The sequence below is a fragment of the Pseudomonas sp. EL_65y_Pfl2_R96 genome (assembly GCF_963970905.1).
Classification (GTDB): Bacteria; Pseudomonadota; Gammaproteobacteria; order Pseudomonadales; family Pseudomonadaceae; genus Aquipseudomonas.
On record NZ_CAXAQH010000225.1, the window covers coordinates 1 to 519 of the forward strand.

1 protein-coding gene is annotated in these 519 nt (G+C 61.5%); it reads right to left on the reverse strand.

Annotation, left to right across the window (positions count from 1 at the left end; all coding sequences use genetic code 11):
- Window positions 1-519: B12-binding domain-containing radical SAM protein (locus AACY49_RS30335; protein WP_339527954.1), on the reverse strand; the 519-nt coding region annotated here is incomplete at both ends.

Genomic DNA, 519 nt, shown 5'->3' on the forward strand with positions numbered 1-519 from the left:
CTTCTGCCATTCGATCAGATGCGGCAGAAGGTCCATCGCCGCCTTGCGGTTGCCGATGAAATTGTCATCGACGAAATAGACCGTGTCGGTCATGCCGCATTCGCGCAGGCGGTCGAGCTCGGCGATGATCTGCTCAGGCGTCTTGAGGCGCGGGTTGCGGCCGTAGAGACCGGGGATGTCGCAGAACTCGCACTGGTAGGGGCAGCCGCTGGAATACTGGATGCTGCCGAGGAAATATTTCTTCATCTCGGCGAGTTCATAGGCCGGGATCGGAAACTCCGTCATCGGCACGCGATCTTTGGTGGTCAGCACCACCTGCTCCGCCGGGCGTGACACGTCGCGCGACAGGATCGCGATCAGCTCGTTGGTGGCGTCACCGAGTTCGCCGACATGGAGATAGTCGAAGGACGGATAATAGTCGGGGCAGGCGCTGACGGAGGGACCACCGAGCGCCACCGGCAGATCAAACTCGTGGGCGCGCCGGCAGATGTCGTTCATCTGCTGGCGCTGGATGTGCAT